At 52.6% G+C, this 20,876-nt stretch carries 16 protein-coding genes; 8 read left to right on the top strand and 8 right to left on the bottom strand.

Annotation, left to right across the window (positions count from 1 at the left end; all coding sequences use genetic code 11):
• Positions 1-6: 6 nt before the first annotated feature.
• The 3 genes from P8H26_RS13975 to P8H26_RS13985 form a co-directional block, all read right to left on the bottom strand.
• The gene (locus P8H26_RS13975; RefSeq protein WP_289633745.1) at positions 7-861 is read right to left on the bottom strand and encodes a S49 family peptidase; all 855 of its coding nucleotides are present in this window, start codon (positions 859-861) and stop codon (positions 7-9) included.
• A gap of 82 nt (positions 862-943) precedes the next feature.
• Entirely contained in the window at positions 944-2,125 is a 1,182-nt protein-coding gene (nhaA, locus tag P8H26_RS13980; protein ID WP_289633746.1) for a Na+/H+ antiporter NhaA, read from the bottom strand.
• Between the two features lie 147 nt (positions 2,126-2,272).
• Positions 2,273-3,049 (bottom strand): tRNA1(Val) (adenine(37)-N6)-methyltransferase, encoded by a 777-nt coding sequence (locus P8H26_RS13985; protein WP_289633793.1) that lies wholly within the window; start codon positions 3,047-3,049, stop codon positions 2,273-2,275.
• Positions 3,050-3,337: 288 nt separating this feature from the next.
• Between P8H26_RS13985 and P8H26_RS13990 the strand changes: the two genes are divergently transcribed.
• The 4 genes from P8H26_RS13990 (at position 3,338) to glyS (ending at position 9,689) form a co-directional block, all read left to right on the top strand.
• A complete protein-coding gene (locus tag P8H26_RS13990; protein ID WP_289633794.1) occupies positions 3,338-4,354 on the top strand; it encodes a polyprenyl synthetase family protein in 1,017 nt (338 codons plus the stop codon).
• A 176-nt stretch (positions 4,355-4,530) separates the two neighbouring features.
• Entirely contained in the window at positions 4,531-6,363 is a 1,833-nt protein-coding gene (locus tag P8H26_RS13995; protein ID WP_289633748.1) for a tetratricopeptide repeat protein, read from the top strand.
• 204 nt (positions 6,364-6,567) lie between these two features.
• Positions 6,568-7,518, top strand: a complete 951-nt coding sequence (locus P8H26_RS14000; RefSeq protein WP_289633796.1) for a glycine--tRNA ligase subunit alpha — start codon at positions 6,568-6,570, stop codon at positions 7,516-7,518.
• Entirely contained in the window at positions 7,518-9,689 is a 2,172-nt protein-coding gene (gene glyS / locus P8H26_RS14005) for a glycine--tRNA ligase subunit beta (protein ID WP_289633749.1), read from the top strand. The genes P8H26_RS14000 and glyS overlap by 1 nt, the downstream gene beginning before the upstream one ends.
• A 73-nt stretch (positions 9,690-9,762) precedes the next feature.
• On the opposite strand, the gene P8H26_RS14010 is transcribed toward glyS, so the two are convergent.
• The gene (locus P8H26_RS14010) at positions 9,763-10,863 is read right to left on the bottom strand and encodes a quinone-dependent dihydroorotate dehydrogenase (RefSeq protein ID WP_289633750.1); all 1,101 of its coding nucleotides are present in this window, start codon (positions 10,861-10,863) and stop codon (positions 9,763-9,765) included.
• Positions 10,860-11,225: a DUF952 domain-containing protein gene (locus tag P8H26_RS14015; RefSeq protein ID WP_289633751.1), complete on the bottom strand. Its 366-nt coding sequence runs from the start codon at positions 11,223-11,225 to the stop codon at positions 10,860-10,862. The genes P8H26_RS14010 and P8H26_RS14015 overlap by 4 nt, the downstream gene beginning before the upstream one ends.
• Before the next feature lie 249 nt (positions 11,226-11,474).
• Here P8H26_RS14015 and P8H26_RS14020 point away from each other — a divergent pair, with 249 nt between their 5' ends.
• Positions 11,475-11,951, top strand: coding sequence for a hypothetical protein (locus P8H26_RS14020; protein WP_289633752.1), 477 nt, complete (start codon positions 11,475-11,477; stop codon positions 11,949-11,951).
• A 57-nt stretch (positions 11,952-12,008) separates the two neighbouring features.
• On the opposite strand, the gene pip is transcribed toward P8H26_RS14020, so the two are convergent.
• The gene (gene pip, locus P8H26_RS14025; protein ID WP_289633753.1) at positions 12,009-12,965 is read right to left on the bottom strand and encodes a prolyl aminopeptidase; all 957 of its coding nucleotides are present in this window, start codon (positions 12,963-12,965) and stop codon (positions 12,009-12,011) included.
• A 422-nt stretch (positions 12,966-13,387) separates the two neighbouring features.
• On the opposite strand from pip, the gene P8H26_RS14030 reads away from it, so the two are divergent.
• Positions 13,388-14,038, top strand: coding sequence for a response regulator transcription factor (locus P8H26_RS14030; protein WP_374708306.1), 651 nt, complete (start codon positions 13,388-13,390; stop codon positions 14,036-14,038).
• 4 nt (positions 14,039-14,042) lie between these two features.
• On the opposite strand, the gene P8H26_RS14035 is transcribed toward P8H26_RS14030, so the two are convergent.
• Entirely contained in the window at positions 14,043-17,540 is a 3,498-nt protein-coding gene (locus P8H26_RS14035) for a PAS domain-containing hybrid sensor histidine kinase/response regulator (protein ID WP_289633754.1), read from the bottom strand.
• Between the two features lie 269 nt (positions 17,541-17,809).
• Here P8H26_RS14035 and mscL point away from each other — a divergent pair, with 269 nt between their 5' ends.
• On the top strand, positions 17,810-18,226 hold the full coding sequence (gene mscL, locus P8H26_RS14040) for a large conductance mechanosensitive channel protein MscL (RefSeq protein WP_289633755.1): 417 nt from the start codon (positions 17,810-17,812) through the stop codon (positions 18,224-18,226).
• A gap of 158 nt (positions 18,227-18,384) precedes the next feature.
• Complete coding sequence (locus tag P8H26_RS14045) at positions 18,385-19,464, top strand: AbrB family transcriptional regulator (protein WP_289633756.1); 1,080 nt, start codon at positions 18,385-18,387, stop codon at positions 19,462-19,464.
• A gap of 30 nt (positions 19,465-19,494) precedes the next feature.
• Here the strand turns inward: P8H26_RS14045 and hemA are convergent, their stop codons facing one another.
• Positions 19,495-20,739, bottom strand: coding sequence for a 5-aminolevulinate synthase (hemA, locus tag P8H26_RS14050; RefSeq protein WP_289633757.1), 1,245 nt, complete (start codon positions 20,737-20,739; stop codon positions 19,495-19,497).
• Positions 20,740-20,876 lie beyond the last annotated feature (137 nt).

Below are 20,876 nucleotides of genomic sequence, written 5' to 3' on the forward strand. Positions count from 1 at the left end.
AGCCTGTTACAGGCCGTAGCGCGACCATAAGGTCTTCTCTTCCAGAACATTAATCAGACTTTCACCTGCAGCACCGAGCATTTGCCCGTGATAGATACCGCCGGTATTTTTGCGTCCCAGCAGCCCGCGTGAAGGCTGGATCAGATTAAGCTTGGTTTTCTCGCCATAGAGCTTGCGCAAATGGCTGCGCATATCGCCCAGCCCGTCGATCAGTCCGAGCTGCAAAGCGGTGATGCCTGTCCAGAACTGACCGGTAAACAGATCATCATTATCCTGCAGTTTTGCACCACGGCGCTCTTTCACCATATCAATAAATGTCTGGTGAATTTCCAGCTGCAACGTTTTGATGTGCTCAATGTCCGATGCCTTTTCCGGCTGAAACGGGTCCATCGTCGCTTTGTTCTTACCGGCCGTATGCACGCGGCGCTCGATGCCGATTTTCTTGATCAGTTCAGTAAAGCCAAAGGAAGCGGAAACCACGCCGATCGAACCGAGAATGGAAGACGGGTCGGCAATGATCTCGTCTCCTGCGATAGCAATCATATAGCCGCCGGATGCCGCCACATCTTCAACGAAGACATGGACTTTCTTGTTCTTTTCTTCAGCCAGATCGCGGATGCGTTTATAGATCAGCCGTGATTGTACCGGTGAACCGCCGGGTGAGTTAATGCTGAGTGCCACAGCAGGGCTGTGTTTGTTATCAAAGGCTTTTTCCAGCTGAATGGCAATGCCTTCAAGAGACAGGTTTTGGCGCAGCGGACTATTGCCGGTCATGATAGCACCGCTGAGCCGGATAACCGGAATTTCAACGCTTGAAGATTTGAAACGGCGCGGGATAACACGGCTGATAAGTGACGGCACTGATAGTCTCCGGTGCGAAAAAGCGGGCGATATAATAGTTTTCACCCGTTGTTATAGCGACAGCGGGTGAAAGCAGAACTTGTTATTTTACAGTACGGTTGCGCGTTGTGACGCGCAGCAATGCCCAGCCACACACGGCGGAAAGAAGTGAGCCGAGCAATACACCGATTTTGGTTTCGCTGTGCAGCAGATCATTATCGAAGGACAGGAGACCAATAAACAGGCTCATGGTGAAGCCGATACCGCAAAGCAGTGCCACACCATAAAGCTGCGCCCAGCTTGCACCCATCGGTTTGGTGGCAATGCCCGAACGAATGGCAATCCATGCTGCGCCAAACACACCAAACTGCTTGCCGACAAACAGGCCAAGCGCGATACCGAGGGTCAGTGTGTCTGTGAGGATTGATGGGCTCATACCGGCGAAAGAAACACCCGCATTGGCAAAACCGAAAATCGGCACGATAACAAAGCCAACCCATTTGGCCAGTGCATGTTCCAGCGTGTGCAGCGGCGAGCTCATATCATCAGGACGGCCAAGCGCAGGCTTGATCGGAATGGTCAGAGCCATCAGTACACCGGCGACCGTTGCGTGAACACCGGAGCGCAGAACAAAGAACCACAAAACACAGCCGAGCAGCAGATAAGGTGTGAGGCGCATCACGCCCATCTTGTTCATGGCGAACATGGCGATGAAAATACCGGCTGCACCGGCAAGATAAAGCGTGGAAATATCGGCTGTATAAAACACGGCGATAATGGCAACCGCTGCCAGATCATCAAGAATAGCAAGCGTTGCCAGAAACACTTTCAGGCTGGTTGGCACGCGTGGCCCGAGCAGGGACAAAACGCCGAGTGCAAAAGCGATATCTGTGGCGGACGGAATAGCCCAGCCGCGGATGGTTTCAGGATTTGACCAGTTAAAACCGGCAAAAATCAGTGCGGGAACGATAACACCACCGGCGGCGGCAATACCTGGCAGAGCGCGGTTTGACCAGCTGGCAAGTTGGCCATCGAGAAATTCGCGTTTGATTTCGAGGCCTACGAGCAGGAAGAACACGGCCATCAGCGCATCATTGATCCAGTGCAGCACGCTTAACGGGCCGAGCTTGGTTTCGAGAACCTGAAAATATCCGGCAGATAGGGGGGAGTTGGCAACGATCAGGGCAAGAGCCGCAGCGAACATCAGTGCAATGCCGCTGGCGGATTCACTGTCGAGCCAATGGCGGAGCGTTGAGAAGGGGCGCTTGGTCTGGCTTTGTGTCATCCGGTATCGGCCTTTTCTTTACGGGCAGCAGTTTGGAAGTGCTTACCCTTGTCTGTCTTTCGGGGTTTCGCGCCTTAGATAGAGCGAAAAACCTGCCCGGACAGTCTTTGTTCTAGGGAAAATGCGCTCCGGCCTCGTGTGCAACAGCTACAACAGGCTGTCGCAACCATTAATGAGGCTTTCTGCGCGGGGCGTGAATTCATGACCGGAACTTTTATGCAAAATTAATGCCGGTGCAAGAAAAACCGGAGCGCGACTGCCTTTTATGCCCGTAATCACGATGCGAATGGCCGCTTCCTCTGGTCTGGCATGGATCGGAACAATGGCAATGCTGCCAAAACGGCGTTCCATGCAGGTCAGAATTTCACTGATATTCGCTGGGCGTGCGATGATCGCAATGTGCCCGCGCGGGCGCAATATGCCCGATGCCGTGCGTATCCAGCTTTCAAACATGCCCTCATGCATCACATGCGCCTGCGCTTTTAAATCGTCCGGCGTGGCGCGGTCATTATGCTGGTTAAAGGGCGGGTTCATAATCACATAGTCAAAATGATTGTCGGCCAGTCCTGCTTCATGACGGGCAGGGCCGGCCATTGTTACATCTGCCTGCAAGCAGGAGAGGCGACCTTGCATATGGGCATTTTCAGGCAGTGTGCAGGATTTTTCCGCATAGAGCAGCATTTCCGGCGAGCGCTCAATCAGCGTAACATGTGTCTCTGTACAGCGGGAGGCCACAGCCAGACCTGCGGCACCGGCACCGGCACCGAGATCCGCGATTTTACCTTTAAAATCCGCTGGCACCGCACTTGCCAAAATCATGGCATCGATGCCTGAGCGATGCCCCTTCAGCGATGGCTGCACCAGACGGAATGCGCCGCGATGAAAAGCATCGAGAGTTTCACCGTAAGGCAGGGGGCTGGACATGGGAGACATAAAGGCGGCGGCTTCCTGTTTGGGTGCTTTTCGTATCTATCAAAGCGGCTTTAACCGATTCTGTATACAGGCGGACCAGACCACAATTCTGCGTACTAACGGTTATTTGACATCTTATATAAGCTGAATGTGCTTTATTGTGGGTTGTGGCCGTTCGCAACTCTTGCCTTTAACGGGGCTTTTAGTGCATTTGGCGCTTGAGCATAAAGGCAGCGTTGAATAATGTGCTGCTATAAAAACGGGTCTCATGATCAGGCCGCGTGAACTGGAGATATGGCATTGGGTGTGGTTCTCAATCTCGATGAGAAAAAAAATCAGCAGGCGTCCATTCAGAAGCTGGTTGATCTGACGAAAGCGGATATGGGACGTGTCAATGCGCTGATCCTGTCCAAGGCCGGTTCTGATGTTGAGATGATACCGGAAGTGGCCAATCATCTGATTTCATCCGGTGGGAAGCGTTTGCGTCCGATGATGACACTCGCTGCTGCAGCCATGTTCGGCTATGAGGGTGAAGGCCATGTGCAGCTCGCAACCAGTGTGGAGTTTATGCACACTGCCACTCTGCTGCATGATGATGTGGTGGATGAGAGCGACCTGCGCCGCGGTAAAAGCACTGCGCGGATGATCTGGGGCAATCAGGCCAGCGTTCTGGTTGGTGACTACCTGCTCGGACAAGCCTTCAAAATGATGGTTGATGTCGGTTCGCTTGACGCGTTGGATGTGCTGGCAACTTCTGCCTCGGTGATCGCCGAGGGCGAAGTGATGCAGCTTGCCGCCGCAAAAAACATGGAAACCACGGAAGACGAATATCTGGCCGTGATCAAAGCCAAGACCGCAGCGCTGTTTTCTGCTGCTGCCGAAGTTGGCCCGATCATTGCCGATGCGCCGCGCGCGCATCGTCTTGCATTGCGCTCCTATGGCCTCAATCTCGGTCTTGCATTCCAGCTGATTGATGATGCGCTGGATTACGGTGGCTCCGCCGCAGACCTCGGCAAAAATGTAGGCGATGATTTCCGCGAAGGCAAAATCACTATGCCGCTGCTGCTGAGCTATCGCCGTGGTTCTGAGGAAGAGCGTGCTTTCTGGAAAGTTTCTATTGAGCAGGGCAAAAACGATGATGAGGCTTTGCAGAAAGCTATCGGCCTGATGACCAAGCATGGTTCGATTGCCGATACAGTGCAGCGCGCCCGTCATTTTGGTGAGATTGCGCGTGACGCATTGGCACCGCTGCCGCAGAGCCCGCAAAAAGATGCGCTGATTGATGTGATTGATTTCTGCATCAGCCGCGTAAACTGATTATTGACCACTACCGGAGCATGTTTCCGGTAGTGGTATTTTAAAAATACCCTCTTCTCCGGCCATATAAAAACCACGTCAGTGCGTTGAATTTAAACCACTGACACCGGATGTTGTGATTGTTTGGAATAAGCCGGAGATCGAGCCGGACATTAAGAATTCAAGGGGAAATGCCGATGCGGCGGAATACAGTTAAAGCTCGTGCTCTGGTTCTCGCTTTGATGGCAGGGGTAGCCTTTACAGGCGGACTGTCAGGCATCGCCAATGCGCTGACGCCGGCAAAAGCACCGGCAGATGAGCCGGTCATTATTTCCCGTGCAGGCTCTTTCCCTGGCGCCTATCTGGCAGGCCGCATTGCCGAGATTGACAATAATCTTCCCGTGGCGATTGCTTATTACCGTCAGGCGCTGGTTTTTGATCCGTCCAATCAGCCGATGAAGCGTGATCTGCTGCTCTCTTATCTGACAGATGGTCAGCTGGATGAGGCATTGCCATTTGCCCGCGTGCTGAAAAATGAACCGGAAGTCGAGCGTTTTTCCCGCGTTGTACTGGCGATAAAAGCGTTTAACGATAAGCATTACCGTACTGCCCGCACCAATCTGAAGCTCACGCAGCAGTCGGAAATGGATCGTTTGGCAACCGGCCTGATGAGCGCATGGACGTTCTATGGTGAAGGCCGCCCGAAAGATGCGCTGGCAGCCGTTGAGAAGCTCGACGGGCCTGTCTGGTACGACCTTTTCAAAACATATACTTCGGCAATGATTGCTGACAGTGCAGGACAGACCAAAGTCGCGGATAAGTTCTATGCGCAGGCTGTGGCCGATAAAGAAGGCGGCAGTGCTGCCCCTGATACCTATGAGCGCATCATTTACGCTTATGCTGATTTCAAACAGCGTCAGGGTGATAAAGATGGTGCGATCAAACTGGTAGAAGATGCCGAGCAAATTCTCAGCGGTCGTGTGATCCTGCGTGAAGTGCGCCAGAAGCTCGAAAACGGTGAGAAGCTTGATCCGCAGGTGCGCACTCCGCAGCAAGGCGCGGCAGAGGTGCTTTATTCTCTGGGAACGGCCATTAATCGTGGCGGTGCAGAGGCTTTTGCAACCATTTATCTGCAGATGTCCGGTGAGCTGCGAGAGGATAATGACGCAACATTGTTCCAGCTTGGCGATATTGCTGCGAAACTGCGTCAGCCTGAAAAGGCGATTAAGTATTATAGCCGTGTAGCCGCTAAATCGCCTTATAAGCGGGATGCGGAAATGCAGCTGTCGCTCAATCTCGCGGAAACCGGCAAGATTGATGACGCAATTGAGCATCTGAAAAACAACCTGCGCAGCAATGATAAGGATAACCGTTCTTATCTGGCCCTTGGCGGTGTTTATGCGCAGAAGGAAGACTGGGCAAACGCGGCAAAGACCTATGATCAGGCTGTCGCGGAGCTTAAATCACCGGTACGTCAGGACTGGCCTGTGTTTTATCAGCGCGGCATTGCCTATGAGCGTCTGAAGCAATGGGACAAGGCTGAGCCGAATTTCCGTCAGGCATTGGAGCTGTTTCCAAGCCAGCCGCAGGTGATGAACTATCTCGGCTATTCATGGGTCGATCGCGGTGAAAATCTGGAAGAAGCTTTGCAGATGATCCGCAAGGCTGTCGAGATGCGTCCGCAGGACGGTTATATTGTCGATTCCCTTGGCTGGGCTTATTACAAGCTGGGTCGCTATAATGAGGCGGTTGTGGAGCTTGAAAAAGCTGTCAAACTGCGGCCTGAAGACCCGACGATCAATGATCATCTGGGCGATGCTTATTGGCAGGCAGGGCGCGGGCTGGAGGCAACATTCCAGTGGAATCATGCTATTGCCGGTAAGCCGGAAGCGGCAGAGCTGGCCAAGATTGAGAAAAAGCTGAAAAACGGCCTGACACAGACAGCGGAAGCTGATGTGAAAGACACGGCTTCGGCAAAGCCTGAAATTGCACCGGATGTGAAGCCTGCTGATCCTGCTGCAAAGCCATAATACCTTGCTATCCGGCTTTAAGTCTTGACCGCTTAGCGCGGAATAATTAGGACAAACTATCTGTTTTTCGGCGGAGCTGAGCTGTTATGGCTCAGCTTTCACCGTTTTCACCACGCATGCTTTGCAAGAAGAACAGTTTTTATGACTGATCTCGCCAAGAATGCTCTAATGAGGCCTTCCGTGACCAGCACATTGCCTGAACACCTGCATCCGACCCGCTCTTTTCAGGGCTTTATCATGGCGCTCCAGCATTACTGGGCGCAGCATGGCTGCACAATTTTGCAGCCTTACGATATGGAAGTCGGGGCGGGTACGTTGCATCCGTCTACCACTTTGCGCGCTCTGGGGCCAAAGCCGTGGAATGTTGCCTATGTGCAGCCGTCGCGCCGCCCGAAAGACGGCCGCTATGGTGAAAACCCGAACCGTATGCAGCATTATTACCAGTATCAGGTTTTGCTGAAGCCAAGCCCGCCGAACCTGCAGGAGCTGTATCTCGGCTCGCTGAAAGCCATCGGCATTGATACAGAGCTGCATGATATCCGCTTTGTTGAGGATGACTGGGAAAACCCGACCACCGGCTCTTGGGGGCTGGGTTGGGAGTGCTGGTGCGATGGTATGGAAATCTCGCAGTTCACTTATTTCCAGCAGGTTTGCGGTATCGAATGTTCTCCGGTCGCCGGTGAGCTGACCTATGGTCTTGAGCGCCTCGCTATGTATGTGCAGGGCGTGGACAATGTTTATGACCTGAATTTCAATGGTCTGGAAGGTGAGGATAAGGTCACTTACGGTGACGTGTTCCTCCAGACCGAGCAGGAATATTCGCGCTACAATTTCGAAATCGCCAATACCGATATGCTGCACCAGCATTTCATTGATGCGGAAGCGGAATGTAAGGCTGTGTTGGCTGCGGGTGCGCCACAAGAGGCGACGAGTGCCGGAGGCACGACAGGGAAGCTACATAAATGTGTTTTCCCTGCTTACGATCAAGCGATCAAAGCCTCGCATATTTTCAATCTGATGGATGCCCGTGGCGTTATCTCGGTAACCGAGCGCCAGAGCTATATCCTGCGTGTGCGCAATCTTGCGCGCCAGTGCGGTGAAGCTTTCCTTCAGACCGATGCCGGTGGCGTCAACTACAAGAACGAGACACGCTGATGCCTGATTTACTGTTAGAATTGTTCTCTGAAGAGATTCCAGCCCGCATGCAGCGTAAAGCTGCCGGTGATTTGAAGAAAATGATCACTGATGGTCTGGTTGAAGCCGGTCTGATCTATGAGGCGGCAACGCCTTACTGGACACCGCGTCGTCTCACGCTGGATATTCGTGGTCTGACTGTGCGTTCAAAAGACGTGCATGAAGATATCAAAGGTCCGTCCGTTTCTGCGCCTGAGGCCGCAATTCAGGGTTTCTTGCGTAAAGCTGGCTTGAGCGATATTGCGCAGGCGCATGTGCATTCCGACCCGAAAAAGGGCGATTTCTACGTCGCGCATATCACCAAATCTGGCCGCGCTGCTGAAGAGATCATCGCGGAACTGGTGCCGAATGTGGTGCAGAATTTTCCGTGGCCGAAATCCATGCGCTGGGGCAAAGCTTCGGCACAATCGGGTGCGATGCGCTGGGTACGCCCGCTGCAGTCGATTATTTGCCTGTTTGGTCCTGAAACCGAAGAAACCGTTGTGGTGGATTTTGAAGTCGGCGGCGTACGCTCCGGCAACACCACGCACGGTCACCGTTTCATGAGCGACGGTAAAGCGATCACCGTGCGCCGCTTTGACGACTATGTTGAGAAGCTGGAAAAAGCGCATGTGGTGCTCGATGCTGAGCGCCGCAAGGAAATCATTCTCACCGATGCCCGCAATCTGGCATTTGCCTCCGGTCTGGAGCTGGTCGAAGACGAAGGCCTGCTGGAAGAAGTGTCCGGTCTGGTTGAGTGGCCGGTGGTGCTGATGGGCGAGTTTGAGGAAGAGTTCCTCTCCATTCCGCCGGAAGTTATCCGCCTGACCATCCGCGCAAATCAGAAATGCTTTGTCACCCGCAATCAGGGTGAGACAGAAGCGCTGTCGAACAAATTCATTCTGATCTCCAATATTGCTGCCCGTGACGGCGGCAAGGAAATCGCTTTCGGTAACGGCAAGGTTGTCCGTGCACGTCTGTCCGATGCCTTGTATTTCTGGCACACCGATCAGGCAGATATGCCGGATATGGATAAGCTGAAAGCGTCTGCTGCTAAATTCGCGCTTGATCTGGCTAAACCGCTTGATCAGCGCATGGCACGCCTGGATGCGCTCAATGTGACCTTCCATGCCAAGCTCGGCACGCAGGGTGCACGCGTGGCACGCATCAAAGCTTTGGCTGAGGCAATTGCACCGCTGGTTGGTGCGGATGTTACACTGACTGCCCGTGCAGCTGTGCTGGCTAAAGCTGATCTGCAGACAGAAGTTGTTGGTGAGTTCCCTGAATTGCAGGGCGCGATGGGGCATAAATATGCGCTGTTGCAGGGTGAAGATGCGAGTGTCGCAATAGCACTTGAAGATCATTACAAGCCTCAGGGCCCGTCTGATCGCGTACCGCGTGAGCCGGTATCGGTTGCCGTTGCACTGGCTGACAAGATCGACACGCTCACAGGTTTCTGGGCGATTGATGAAAAGCCGACAGGTTCGAAAGACCCTTATGCGCTGCGCCGTGCAGCCCTTGGTGTGATCCGCCTGATCCTCGAAAATGATATCCGCGCAGAATTGAAAGCTTTGATTGCGCAGGCTGAAAAGCCATTGGCGTCAATCGAAGGTCTGGCATCGAAAGACGTTGGCGCTGATCTGCTGTCCTTCTTCCATGACCGTTTCAAGGTCTATCTGAAGGATGAAGGTGCACGTCACGATGCGATTGATGCCGTTCTGTCAGCCGATGCAGATAATCTGCTGCTGGTTGCCCGTCGCCTCGAAGCTCTGATCGTTTTCATCAATGAAGAAGACGGCAAGAACTTGCTGGCAGGCACCAAACGTGCAGCCAATATTCTCGGTGCTGAAGAGAAAAAGGGCACTGTCATTGCTGCAAATGTTGATGCGGCACTCTTCAACAATGAAGAGGAAAAGGCGCTGTTTGCTGCCGTGCAGTCGGCAGAAACCAAGGCCGCCGAGGCAATTGCCAGGGAAGATTTCTCTGCGGCAATGTCGGCAATGGCCGAGCTGCGTGCGCCGGTTGATGCCTTCTTCGACAAGGTGATGGTCAATGATGAGGATGAAGCTATCCGCGCCAATCGCTTGGCACTGCTGGCGAAAATCCGCTCGGTAACCGGTCAGGTTGCTGACTTCTCAAAGATCAGCGGCTAATTAAATAAATAATAAGAAAAAGCCGGAGTGGTGAGAACCGCTCCGGCTTTTTTGTATTCAGTTTTTTAAAAAATCAGGCCGGAATGTCTTTGGCCGCCCACTGAGCTGTTTCCAAATCGCGCAGCTCGGAAATATTGGCGACACCTGCCTGTTTCACCAATGCGGAGAGTTCTTTGACGATCTCTTTCGGCACGGTCGGGCCGCGATAGATCATACCGGTATAAAGCTGTACCAGATCGGCACCGGCTTTAATTTTGGTAAGCGCGGTTGCACCGCTGTCCACACCGCCAACACCGATGATCGGCATGGCTTTACCGATGCGCTGGCGCATTTTAGCAAGTACAATGGTCGATCGTTCAAAAATCGGTGCGCCGGAAAGTCCGCCTGTCTCCTTCGCTTCAACCTGATTGACCAGATTGGTGCGTGACAAAGTGGTGTTGGCAATAATCAGACCGTCGAGAGGATGAGCCAGTGCCACTTCGGCAATATCATCCAAGCCTTCTTCTGTCAGGTCAGGGGCAATTTTCAGAAAAACAGGACGTTTCAGGGTGCATTTTTCTGCTTCCTGATCGCGTGCTTCCAGCACTTTTTCAAGCAGAATATGCAGGCTGTCTTTGGCTTGCAGATCGCGCAGACCCGGTGTGTTCGGCGAAGAAATATTCGCGGTGAAATATTTGGCCACGCTGTAGAAGCGGTGAATACCGGCCACATAATCGGCCACGCGATCTTCACTATCTTTATTGGTGCCGATATTCACGCCGACAATACCGCAACTGCTGCAGCTGTTACGCTGGCTCAGGCGCTTATAAGCAGCTTCATGGCCTTCATTGTTGAAGCCGAGACGATTGATCACTGCACGATCTTCGACAAGGCGGAAGATGCGCGGTTTAGGATTGCCAGCCTGCGCGCGCGGCGTAATGGTGCCGACTTCTGCAAAACCAAAGCCGAGTTTCAGCAGCGCATCCGGTACTTCTGCATTCTTGTCAAAGCCAGCGGCCATGCCCAGCGGATTGGTAAATTTAAGACCGGCAACTGTTTGCTGCAAAGCAGGGTCAAGCGGGGCAGGGCTGGAGAGTACACCGGTTTTCAGTGCTGCAATGGAAAGGCCATGCGCCTGCTCACCATCCATCGCAAACAGTGCGCGACGGGCAATATTCTCAAAAAAACCGCTCATTGTTCAAGCTCCGGAAACTGATGCTTGCCGTCGCTGTCGAGCGGCAGGTCTTTCACCCAGCGCACCGCAGTGAGCTGAAGATTGGCGTAAAGATGCGGAAAGGCTTTGCCGCCGCGGGAAATTTCATAGCGAAGTTCATCGCCCAGCTGGTTTGCATCAACAGCCACCAGCAGCAGATCATGCTGCCTTGCAAAGTGCTTGGCAGCGGTTTCTGCAACCGTATCATCGGTGGAAAAGTGGATATAACCATCCTGAAGATCAACAGGCGCACCGGAAAAATGCCCTGCCTTTTCCGCGTCTGCCCATTGGGCGCGCGTGGCAATCTTGTAGATGGTATGATGTGACGGATCACTGTTTGACATGAAAAACGCTATTGTTGTGAACGGTAAAATTGTTCAGACATCGTTATATATGTGGCCGGTTTGGCGCATCCGGCAGCTTTTAAGACAAAATTAAGTCACAAGCCACCTCTAAATTTTAATAAAGGGTTAACATCACTTTTGCAAATGAGCAAAATGGAGTTCTGACAAGTTTGTGTTTTTGACAGGAAGCACTGGAAAGTGTCTGGATAAAACCCATATACCTAGCAGACAGATTAAAGGAGTGGGCAGATGAGGAACCGGTCCGCTATTGCGGTTGCTGTAGCAAAAGAAAACAAATTCAAGCTCATTATACGCAGTGCTGTTCTTTCGGCTTTAACAGGGTTGGCTTTGGTCTGGGGTATGAGTCCTTCTCCTGCACAAGATATGCAGCGCTACTCTATGGAAAAAACCGAAGCCGGTATTATCCGCCTTGATCGCCAGACCGGTGAATTTTCCCTGTGCAAAGAGCAGGCCGGTAAGGTTGAATGTGCTGAAACCAAACCTGCACAACTGAGCAATGATGAACGCGTTATTCTGCTGGAAAAGCAGGTTGCTGATCTGACTGCACGCATTGCCAAGCTTGAAAAAAGCGGCGTTGCAAACGGCACGCTTCCAAGTGAAGAAGAATTTGAAAAGGGTTTAAGCTATATGGAACGCTTCATGCGCTCCTTCATGGGCGTAGCCAAGAGCCTTGATGAACCGGCACCGGTGCCGAACCGCACATAATTCCTCCTAAGAAAAAAAGCGCCGTTTCCGGCGCTTTTTTATTCTCTTCAATTTGCTTTAGCCGATATTGGCAAAGCGGCGTGTCGCCTCGATCAGCTCGTGGGTAATGCCCGGCTCGGTCACTGCATGACCACCATTCTCGACAATCCGCAGATCGGCTTCCGGCCAGACTTTCTTCAGATGCCATGCATTGATGAACGGCGTGCACATATCGTAGCGACCGTGAATGATAACACCCGGAATATGACGGATACGATCGGCCAGACGCAGCAGCTGATCATCCGTGTCAAAGAAGGCGCGGTTCTGGAAATAGTGACATTCGATGCGCGCGAAAGCGATGGCGAAATGATCCTGCGCAAAAGCGTTTTCACGTTCCGGATCTGGCAACAGAGAAATCGCTGAGCCTTCCCAGCGTGACCAGCGTCGTGCTGCTTCAATCTGTATTTGCGGGTTCGGATCGGTCAGGCGGCGGTAATAGGCGGCCACCATATCGCCGCGCTCGGCTTCAGGAATATGCAGCTGATAGGCTTCAAAGCGATCCGGATAGATGATGCTGGCACCATTGCTGTAGAGCCAGTCCACTTCAAAGCGACGTGCCAGAAAGATACCACGCAGCACCAGTTCGCTGACACGCTCCGGATGGGTCTGTGCATAAGCGAGCCCGAGTGTGGAGCCCCAAGAGCCACCGAATACCTGCCATTTTTCAACGCCGAGATGGGTGCGCAGACGTTCCATATCAGCAACCAGATCCCATGTTGTGTTTTCACGCAGCTCTGCATGAGGCGTGGAACGGCCGCAACCGCGCTGGTCAAACAGAATAATGCGGTAGGCTGACGGGTCATGCAGACGACGCATGGTCGGCGAAATGCCGCCGCCCGGTCCGCCGTGAATCATGATGACCGGCTTGCCGTTCGGATTTCCGCATTCCTCAAAGTAAATCCGGTGCAGTGATGAGACCTGCAGCATCTCTTCCCGATAGGGATTAATGTCCGGATAGAGGCTGTGGCGTGTCATGGATCGTCCTTTTTGGTTATTATTCCCGCAAAGCGGTAAGATTTTTCTCTTGCATATAGAGCAGGCATCACCCTAACTGACAATACGGCACCATCGCGGCAAAAGCAGAAAACAAACTGCATATTGTTCACTATGCCGGTAATATTGCATAATGAAGATAACCGCGCCCGTCACAGACGGTTTTTGTTGCGCGCTTGGTATAGCATTCAACAGTTTTATCAGACCTGCATGCCTCATTGAAACAAAAAATGCGGCTGCACAGACTTGGGGCATCTGAGGCAGAGCGGGAGCTGTCCGGCGGTAAGCTGTGATGAATACATGCGATTTCGATCTTTATCTTTAGTCACACAAAAGGATAAGGTGTCTTTGGGAGACTGTTCGCGGGAACTCGGTTGAGGGAACAGATAAGGGGTAGGAAATTTATGGATTTGAATTTTATTATTGCCGATGATCACCCTTTATTCCGTGGTGCGTTGCGGCAAATTTTGCAAGACGGTTTTCAGCCGGAAAGTGTGACTGAAGCAGACAATTATCAGCAACTGCAAAAAGTTGCAGAAGATGCGCAGGATGTTGATCTGTTATTTCTTGATCTGACCATGCCCGGTGTCAGCGGACTTTCCGGCCTCATCAATCTCAAAGCACAGCACCCGCAATTGCCGGTGATGATTGTTTCTGCAACCGATGATGTGGCAACGATACGCCGCGCTATGGAGCTTGGAGCATCGGGCTTTGTTTCAAAATCAGCGGGTCTGGAAGAGATTGGTCTGGCGGTGCGCACTGTGCTTGATGGCGGGGAGTGGGTCTCCGGCGATCTTGAACTGGGTGCGGAAAATGATGCTGAGATCGCGGATCTGATTGCCCGCATCCGTGCGCTCACCCCGCAGCAAACACGCGTGCTTTCCATGCTGGGGCAGGGATTGCTCAATAAGCAGCTGGCCTATGAATTGAATATTTCAGAGGCAACGGTCAAAGCCCATGTGTCGGCGGTTTTGCAAAAGCTGGGCGTGGACAGCCGCACGCAGGCGGTCATTTTGCTTTCCAAACTTGGTCCCGGCTTTTCCCTTCTCGACTAAAGCATTACCTCAGATGATAATGCGCCAGCAGTGACCGCAGGGCTGCGGGTTTAATTGGCTTGTTCAGCACATGGACATTATCTTCCTGCGCGCGCAGTTTGACTTCCTTGGAGCGGTCTGCGGTGAGCAGAACCGCAGGAATAGGATGGCCGAGCATCTCACGGGTATAGCCGATCATATCCAGACCGTTTTCACGGTTAAGATGATAATCGGCAAGAATAATATCCGGTAATATTCTGACCGGCGTCTGTGCACGGGAAATATGATTGCACCAGTCTTTCAATTGGGCACCATCACGTATCAAGGTCATGTCGCAGCCCCAGCCACCAAGCAATGTGCGCATGCCGTCAAGGATCAGCGGATCATTATCAATACATAGAACACGCATGCCTTGGAGTGCATTGCTGCGGCGTCTGGCCTGCGGCTGCTCTGTTACTATTTCTGCCGCAGGTTCCTGAGAGACAGGCATGATAACGCTGAAACAGGTGCCTTTTCCGTGTTGAGATTGCAGGTGAATAGTCAGATGCAGCACCCTGACAATGCGGTCAACAATAGATAGGCCAAGCCCTAAACCGTCAGCCTGACTGATGCCCTCATCCAGCCGGTAGAACTCTCGGAAAACCAGTTGCTGCTTTTCCGGTGCGATGCCGATGCCGGTATCGGCAACTTTAATTTCAAGATTGCCGCCGCGGCGGCGCACGCCAAGCAGAATTTTACCGCTGCGGCTGTATTTTATCGAGTTTGAAACCAGATTTTGTAGCAACCGGCGCAAGAGATTGCGGTCGCTGTAAACCGTAAGAGAGCAGGGAACAATCCGCAATTTCAGGCCTTTGGCAACGGCCAGCGGGGTAAAATCTGTTGCAACCTGCTGTAACAGCCGGTCAAGGCGAAACAAAGTGAGCTCAGGTTTCAAAGCGCCGGTATCGAGGCGCGAAATATCCAGCAATGCACTGAGAATCCCTTCAACCGCCTCAAGGGATGAATCAATATTGCGCGCCAGTTGCGCTTCTGAAACGCCGAGCCTCTCGCTCAATGCAGTGCTGTAGAGACGGGCGGCATTGAGCGGCTGCAAAATATCATGTCCGGCGGCAGCAAGAAAACGTGTTTTGCCGAAATTCGCCTCTTCAGCCAGTTTTTGTGCCTGTACGAGCTGCTGGTTCACCTCCAGAAGTTCCGTGGTACGATCGGCAACGCGCTGTTCCAGCGTTTCATTCAGGCGCTTCATCGCATTATCCGCCTCAACGGAAGCGGTGATATCCGTATAGCTCGCCACAATCCCGCCGTCAGGCATCGGATTGGCTGCAATTTCGATGATTTTGCCTGTTGAGTGCAGCAAGATACGGCTTGGCTCATGGGCGCGTTCCAGCGTGCGCATCATTGCACTGCCATCGCTTGCGTGAATTTCTCCGTTTTGCAGCAACAGATCAAGGACGTCTGAAATCGGTGTGCCAACCTGCGCGAAGCCATCAGGCAGTTGCAATAAATACCGGAACCGGCGGTTCCAGCACGTCAGGCGAAAATCCTTGTCGAGAACGGTAATGCCTTGTTGCATCTGGTCAAGCGCGGTTTGCAGCAAGTCGCGGTTGTGTTGCAGTGCCTCCGAGGCATCATCAAGCAGGCGCAGCGTGTCGGGAGCAGTATTGTCTTTACGTTGCAACAGGAGCGAGAGCACCAGTCGTGCTGATGAGGAGCCGATGGCGCTGCCCAATATCTGCTCGGCAAACCGGATCAGCGGTACATCGGCGACGGCTTTGTCGTCCAGCGGCAGATCGCCGTTCTGGTCATAGCGGCTGAAAGCAAGGGCAACACGGTCCTCACCCAAATAGCGGGCAATCGTATTTTTGATTTCCCCGACAGTGACGCTGGTACGGAAACGACGCAGAACCGGCACGGTTTTCAGATTGCGCGGCATGAATGTGCTGGCCTGAATGCGCTCCAGCGGTGTGGACTGGCGGGATAGCGAGCCGATCACAAAGAAAAGCGCATTGACGGCAAGGCTCCACAATGCGCCGTGGGTGAGGGGCAAGGCATCCACGCCGAACAAAGCTTGCGGACGCAGATAGGAAAGCCCCCACAGACCGTCACGCAATATTGGTGCATCAGGATTGGCAAGGGTTGGCAAAAGCAATGTATAGGCCCAGACCGCAAAGCCGCTGACCATACCCAGCACGGCACCGCGGGCATTGGCATTGCGCCATATCAGCCCGCCGATCAGCGGGGGAGCAAATTGCGCAATCGCGGCAAACGAAACCAGCCCGATGGAGGCCAGCCCAAAAGTGCTGGAACTGGCACGATAATAGCTGAACGTAACTGCGAGAATGATGACGATGGTTGCGCGGCGTGTATAGAGGATGAGGCGGGTCAGATCCCGTTGCTGATGCTTATTCCGCCGGAAAACATAGCGGATCAGCAATGGCAGCAGCAAATGGTTGGAAATCATGATCGAAAGCGCCACGCAGGCCACAATCACCATTGCTGTAGCGGCAGAAAGCCCCCCGACAAAGGCCAGCAGGGTCAGGAGATGGGAATTCGCGGCCAGCGGCAAAGCAAGCACATAAAGATCGGCATTGGTTGCCGGCCCCAGATTGATAATGCCTTGCAAGGCAATGGGCAGCACAAACAGGTTGATCAGGATCAGATAGACCGGAAACAACCAGCGGGCAGTGCGCAGTTCTTTTTCGCTGCGATTTTCCACAACGGTGACATGAAACTGGCGCGGCAGCATCAGAATGGCGGCAGCACTGAGCACTGTGTGGACGATCCATGTGCTGGCGCTGGTCTGGGATATCATTCCCCAGAAATCAATATTGCGCTCCTGTAGTTGACGGGGCAGATCAAACGGTGAGCCGAACAGAAAAAATGTAGTCGCAATGCCAACGATCAGAAAGGCGGCGATCTTAATGACGGATTCCAGTGCCACAGCCAGAATAAGTCCGTCCTGATGCTCGGTTGCATCCGTATGTCTGGTGCCGAACAGGATGGCAAATATCGCAAGTAAGGCGGTTACAAACAGCGAAATATCGCCGAAGACATAGACAATCGGGTCGTAAGTTACCTGATATTGCGCCAATACCATATCTACGCTGCCGGAAACGGCTTTCAGTTGCAGCGCGATATAAGGCATTGAGCCGACAACGGCGATACAGGTGCCGATCGTGGCAACGCTGGTGCTTTTACCGTAGCGGGCTGCGAGAAAGTCGGCGATGGACGTAATGCGCTCGGCTTTCGCCAGTCTGACCACATGGCGCAGAAACTTGTTACCGAAAGTAAAGACAAGAATAGGCCCGATATAAATGCCCAGAAATTCAAGGCCGCGATTGGCCGCCAGCCCCACAGAACCGAAAAATGTCCACGACGTGCAATAAACAGCAAGGCTGAATGCATAAATATAGGGTCTGGGCTTGGCTCCCCACCGGAAGGCCTTGCGATCTCCGATACTGGCAACTGCGAAAAGCAGGATCAGATAGAGAAATGCGATGCCGATAATAATCCAACCGTGCATTCTGACCCCGTTATTGAAGCAGCTTCAGGGAAAATGAAGACTGTTCTGACTGGTTATTTATTGCGGGACAGAAAAATCCTGTATATGGCTGCAATTACTGGCAGTCTCTGTCCGCTGATTATTCTTTGCCTATGTTTGTATGCAACACTTCAGGATAATCAAGCTTCAACCTGCTTTATCATCTTGAGAGTATAATATTCTCCGCTACTTTAAAATTTTAATGCCGATAATAAAATCGAAATAAGCCCCCGTATTCGAAAGGACAGCTCATGCTAAAAGAGTTTCGTGAATTTGCACTCAAAGGAAATATGGTCGATCTGGCGATCGGTGTGATCATTGGTGGTGCATTTGGTGGTCTCGTTAACTCCATTGTCAATGATATCATCATGCCTATTATCGGTCTGGTTACCGGTGGTATCGATTTCTCGAATATGTTCATCCAGCTGGCCGGTGAGCCAAAGGGTACATTGGCAGCAGCGCGTGAAGCCGGTGCAACCATTGCTTACGGTAATTTCGTTACACTGCTGATCAACTTCCTGATCATCGCCTGGGTTCTCTTCCTTGTTGTTAAGGGTATGAACAAGATGAAGAAAAAGGAAGAAGCCAAGCCTGAAGCCGAAGCTGCAATTCCGGCAGATCAGGTGCTGCTGACAGAAATCCGCGATCTTCTGGCCAAAAAGGCCTGATTATAAAAAAATCGAAGAAACCCGGCCTCAGAGATGTTGCCGGGTTTCTTTTATGATATATCCTCAGGGACTTCAGACGCGTCTGGTCGCTCTGATAGCGTATCAGGTTTCAATCTATCCTTATGGTTCATAAGGATAATTTGAGTAAGAATGATCTCATGTCCCGCCCGCTTTCCCTGAAAAACAGTCTGTTTGCACTTTTATTGACATTTTTGATCGCAGGCGCAGGAGCGGCAATCGCTTATCTGATCGGCTTGCCAATTCCGTTTTTGCTCGGCTCAATGTGTAGCGTGACAATCGCTTCTTTAAGCGGGGTGCGCATTTATCTGCCGGTTTGGCTGCGCAATGCAGTATTTATCATGCTTGGCATACAAGCGGGTTCCGGCGTGCGCCCTGAGACTTTGAGTCAGATCGGTGAGTGGCCGGTGAGCTTCCTGTTGCTGTTCGTCATGCTGGTAACGGTGACAGGCTGTACTTTCATGCTGCTGCGCTATGTGTTTCGCTGGGACGCGCAGACAGCTTTCTTCTCATCTCTGCCCGGAGCCTTGTCTTTTGTAATGGCGGCGGCCAGCGAAACCCGCGCTGATCTGGTGAAAATTACAATCATTCAGACGGTGCGTCTGTTGTTGCTGATCGGACTGCTCGCGCCGGTGCTCAATGTGCTGGGGCAATCGGCACCGCACATAGATTTTGTTGCAAGTTCTGCCAATATGCAGCGTGAGTGGCTGGCGCTGTTTGTTGCTGGCTGTGCCGGTGCGCTGGTTGGTCATTACAGCCGTTTGCCCGGCGGTATGATGCTGGGCGCATTGCTCGCCAGTGCGCTGGTCTATGTGACGGGCGTGGTGAGTGTGCGGGTTCCGCCGGAAATGGCCGATTTCGGCATGGTTATTCTCGGGGTATTGATCGGGTCGCGTGTTGATGCGCGCCATCGCGGAGCAATCCTTAACTACCTGCCTGTGGCTTTGCTGGCCTTTGTTATCGGTACTGCAACGGCATCGGCGGTTTGTGTGCTGGCATGGCTGGCAACAGGGCTGCATCCGGCACAGATTGCGCTGGCATTCGCACCGGGTGCATTGGAAGCACTGACAGTGATTGCTTTCTCGCTCGGCGTTGATCCTGCCTATGTTGCATCTCACCATGTTGTCCGCTTCATGATGATTGCGATTTTCGTGCCGTTTCTGGCGCGTTCACTCAAAAAGATGGACGAAAAACAAACAGCCGCTCAAGTGGAGTTCTGAGCGGCTGTAAGATGCATATGATGCAGCCTATCAGGCGGTTTGTTTTAACGGCTTGCCTGTGAAGTCGGTGGCATAGGGAATATTCAGCGTCTGCCAGACTTCCAGCAGTGCTTCTTTCAATCCGGCAATCAGTTCCTCACCATGCACAGGTGTCGGCGTGATGCGCAGACGCTCGGTGCCGCGTGGTACGGTCGGGAAATTGATCGGCTGAATGTAAATCCCATGCACTTCAAGCAACCGGTCGCAAGCCTTTTTGCACAAATCTGCATTGCCGACAAACAGCGGCACAATATGCGTTTCTGTCGGCATGACCGGCAGGCCTGCGCGTTTCAGCATATTTTTGGTCATCTGCGCATTTTTCTGCTGCAGTTCCCGCTCAATCCCGGATGTTTTGAGATGGCGGATAGCTGCAACCGTGGCATTGGCAATTGCCGGTGGCAGGGCAGATGTAAAGATAAAGCCCGGCGCATAGGAGCGCACGGCATCAACCACAGTTTTTGAACCGGTAATATAACCGCCCAGTGTGCCAAAGGACTTGGCCAGTGTACCTTCAATAATATCAATACGATGGCTGAGGCCTTCGCGCTCGGAAATGCCGCCGCCGTGTGCGCCATACATGCCGACCGCATGAACTTCATCAAGATAGGTCATGGCATTGTATTTTTCTGCCAGTTCCACAATTTGCTTCAGTGGTGCCACATCACCGTCCATTGAATAGACGGATTCAAAAACGATCAGCTTGGCGCGGTCGTGACCGGCAGCTTTGAGCAGCTCTTCCAGATGAGCCACATCATTATGACGGAAAATCTGTTTTTCAACACCGGAATGACGGATACCGGCAATCATCGAAGCATGGTTCAGCTCATCCGAGAGGATCAGGCAATCCGGCAATAATTTGGCAATTGTCGAGATGGAAGCATCATTGGAAACATAGCCGGAAGTGAAAACCAGACCGGCCTCTTTGCCGTGCAGATCTGCAAGCTCATGCTCAAGTTCAACCAGCGGATGATTGTTGCCGGAGATGTTGCGCGTTCCACCTGCACCAGAGCCTTGCGTGCTGGCAGCGTCAGTCATAGCCTTCAGGACAACGGGATTTTGCCCCATGCCCAGATAGTCATTGGAGCACCAGACCGTGATTTCACGCGCCTGACCCTGATGGCGCCAGATTGCCTGCGGAAAGCGGCCGACAATGCGCTCGAGATCAGCAAATACACGGTAACGATTTTCAGTGTGAAGGCGGTCAATGGCCGCTTCAAAAAACCGGCTATAGTCCATGGGGCATCTTCCTTTTCTTCACCGTTACCTAATCCTTTAGAGGGGCATCGTCTACAAGGATACATGCGGTAAATGGACCTAGTCTGGTTCATTTGCATTGATTTCAGTCAATTTGGACACCGGTCGGATGCACTTTC

The sequence above is a fragment of the Pseudochrobactrum sp. sp1633 genome (assembly GCF_030376605.1).
In the GTDB taxonomy this organism is placed as follows: domain Bacteria; phylum Pseudomonadota; class Alphaproteobacteria; order Rhizobiales; family Rhizobiaceae; genus Pseudochrobactrum.